Raw genomic sequence first — 1961 nt, 5'->3', positions numbered from 1 at the left:
CGCGATCTGGGAGCAGGCCGGCCGGCCCAACGGCGCTCACCAGCAGCACTGGGATCAGGCCACAGCCGAGATCGACGGTGAGGAGAGCAGGCCGAAAGCGAAGGGTCCCGCGACCGGAAAGGCCACCAAGCCAAAGGCTGTCCGACCGCGCAAGAGTTCAGCAAGCTAGAAATAGCGGTTCGTAACACAGCGTTTCGGCCGCGGCACGAAAACTCTGTCCGTGCCGCGGCCGAAAGCGTGGAAATCGATCTCGGCTACTTGCCGCAGTGGTTGTCGTTGACGGTCGGTGAAACCGTGCCGGGAGCCTTGTTCATTGCATCCGGCATCGCGCCCTGCGGGCCTATAGGGCAGTTACGATCGGCATTAGAATTCAAGTCATCAGGGCCCGCAATAATACTACCCGTAATCCCGGGATCGACGGCATTCGGCTCGACGAGGCTCGGATCGACCGGGGCAGGGTCGGTGACGACGCTTCTGTCGCTGCCGGGACCCATGTCAGCGTCTGGGTCGCTGGTATTCTGGGCCATCGCAGAGGTGGCCAGACCGGCGGCGAGTACGGACGCTGCGAGAATCTTCGTGAGCATGATTTTTCTCCATTTGTCTCCATTTTCTCGGTTGTTGCCGCATTTGCGACTATCGAAAAAACCGCTCGGGGGTGGTGAAGGTTCCCATAAAATTCCAGCCTGCGACGAACCGTTCGTGATCATCAGAGCAATCCTTGCCCGGTATGGGGAACTCAAAAGCGTGCTGGCCACGAGCCGTTGACATGACCGCCATGTCACTGTACTGAACAGGACTATACAGGTCTACTGAACAGGTATTCCATGGCGCGACGCACGGCTCTGTCGACTCCCGGTACGGGCAAGCCCGAACGGATCGCCACCGTCCTCGAACACGAGATCCGCTCCGGCGTGCTCGGCTTCGGCGACCGCCTGCAGAGCGAGAACGAGCTCGTCCAGCGCTTTTCCGTCAGCCGCAACACCATCCGCAAGGGTCTCGAGGAACTGTCTAGCCGCGGGCTGATCACCACCAAAGTCGGCATCGGCTCGTTTGTCACCTTCGACGGGATGCCGGTCGACGACGCCGTCGGCTGGTCGCGGGCGCTGGCCAATGCCGGCGCCAATGCCGACACGCGCACGCTCAGGCTCGAAGTCATGCAGGATGCCGAGCTCGCTGCCAGGCTGGGCGTCGAAAGCCCGTTCTTCATCGCCGTTGACCGGGTGCGCAGCAACGCCGATGACGGCCACGCCATTTCGATCGAGCGCAGCCGCTTGCCGCTGTCGCCCGAGCTGGAGGACGTGCCGCTGCGCGGCCTGCGCGAGGGCTCGCTGCACCAGACGCTGCGAGGGGCGGGGCTCGTCCCCGATCACGGCGAGGAGTGGGTCGATATCGAGATGCTGAGCGCCGAGGACGCGGCCATTCTCGATTGCGCGCCCGGCGCGCCGTTCCTGCGCACGCGGCGGTTGACGCGCGCGGCCGATGGCCGCGCCATCGAATTTGTCACCAGCCTTCTCAATCCGGCGCATTTCGCACTTCACCTGGAGTTCTGAGGATGGACACGGCCGAGGCGATCGACCGGGCGATGGGCGCGCTTATCGGCGGTGCGCTGGGCGATGCGCTCGGCATGCCGACGCAGCTGTTGTCGCCGGCCCGCATCGCCGAGCTCTACGGCCACGTCGAGGATTTCGTCGCGCCCGTCGCCGACCATCCAGTGTCGAAAGGCCTGGCCGCCGGCACTGTTACTGACGACACCGAACAGGCGCTGCTGCTCGGCCGTATCCTGGTTGTTTCAGGCGATGGCTTCGATCATACGCGCTGGGTCAATGCGCTGCTCGACTGGGAGCGCGAGGTCAAGGCGCGCGGCAGCTACGATCTGCTCGGACCGTCGACCAAGCGCGCCATCGACGCCATCAATGGCGGCGTGCCGGCCGAGGAAGCGGGAAGTGGCGGCGACACCAATG

At 64.3% G+C, this 1961-nt stretch carries 4 protein-coding genes; 3 read left to right on the top strand and 1 reads right to left on the bottom strand.

The annotated features are described in order from the left end of the window. Positions 1 to 4 precede the first annotated feature (4 nt). Positions 5 to 169, top strand: coding sequence for a DUF2934 domain-containing protein (locus EOA86_RS41610; protein ID WP_348633380.1), 165 nt, complete (start codon positions 5 to 7; stop codon positions 167 to 169). Between the two features lie 85 nt (positions 170 to 254). Here EOA86_RS41610 and EOA86_RS32590 read toward each other — a convergent pair whose 3' ends face one another. After that, positions 255 to 707, bottom strand: coding sequence for a hypothetical protein (locus tag EOA86_RS32590; protein WP_348633379.1), 453 nt, complete (start codon positions 705 to 707; stop codon positions 255 to 257). A gap of 117 nt (positions 708 to 824) precedes the next feature. On the opposite strand from EOA86_RS32590, the gene EOA86_RS32585 reads away from it, so the two are divergent. Together EOA86_RS32585 and EOA86_RS32580 are read left to right on the top strand one after the other, a co-directional pair. Further along, positions 825 to 1550, top strand: a complete 726-nt coding sequence (locus EOA86_RS32585; protein ID WP_065006706.1) for a GntR family transcriptional regulator — start codon at positions 825 to 827, stop codon at positions 1548 to 1550. 2 nt (positions 1551 to 1552) lie between these two features. Then, a partial coding sequence (locus EOA86_RS32580; protein WP_206630203.1) for an ADP-ribosylglycohydrolase family protein occupies positions 1553 to 1961 on the top strand: 409 nt, incomplete at its 3' end.

The sequence above is a fragment of the Mesorhizobium sp. M5C.F.Ca.IN.020.32.2.1 genome (genome assembly GCF_004023105.1).
Taxonomy (GTDB): domain Bacteria; phylum Pseudomonadota; class Alphaproteobacteria; order Rhizobiales; family Rhizobiaceae; genus Mesorhizobium; species Mesorhizobium wenxiniae.
This window is presented reverse-complemented; position numbering and strand designations above follow the sequence as displayed.